The sequence below is a fragment of the Pseudomonas huaxiensis genome, from assembly GCF_003231275.1.
GTDB classification, from domain to species: Bacteria; Pseudomonadota; Gammaproteobacteria; order Pseudomonadales; family Pseudomonadaceae; genus Aquipseudomonas; species Aquipseudomonas huaxiensis.
In genome coordinates this window covers 1-430 of the sequence record NZ_QKVL01000179.1, presented here as the reverse complement: position 1 = coordinate 430, position 430 = coordinate 1, and the positions used below count along the sequence as shown (strand labels likewise).

Annotated in this window: 1 pseudogene; it reads right to left on the bottom strand. The window is 54.9% G+C overall.

From position 1 onward, the window contains the following. Positions 1–369: pseudogene (locus DM374_RS34000) on the bottom strand (DNA adenine methylase); the annotation flags it as partial. Between the last annotated feature and the right edge of the window lie 61 nt (positions 370–430).

Genomic DNA, 430 nt, shown 5'->3' with positions numbered 1-430 from the left:
AAAGAAGCTGGGGCCCAGCTCATGATTACCAGCTCGCCGCTGACCTCAGCTTTACTTTCCCGCAGATTGTTATTGTTGCAGCGGACGTCCAATTGCTCGAAGTGGGAGCTATCGAACGCCCGGGGCATGTCGAGGCGATCATTGATGCTGGGCACCACCTTGCCCCGACTACGCCGCATGAAGTAGGCAATACGCTCGTACTCCTGAAAAGTGAAGTCGTGTCCATAGCCGGCGGCCTGCCAGTAAGGGGAGTCCATCTAATAAAAGGTATGAGCCCTGTCATATCGCTGAAAGGTTTTCGACGTCTGCATCCGACAACCGCTGCCACGCTGTAGACAGGCTCTCCTCGATCCGCCGCAGGTTTATTGACGAGCGGGCGAGATGGTCAACTCGACCAAATAAACGCCTGATGCGGAAACGATTGCACTTT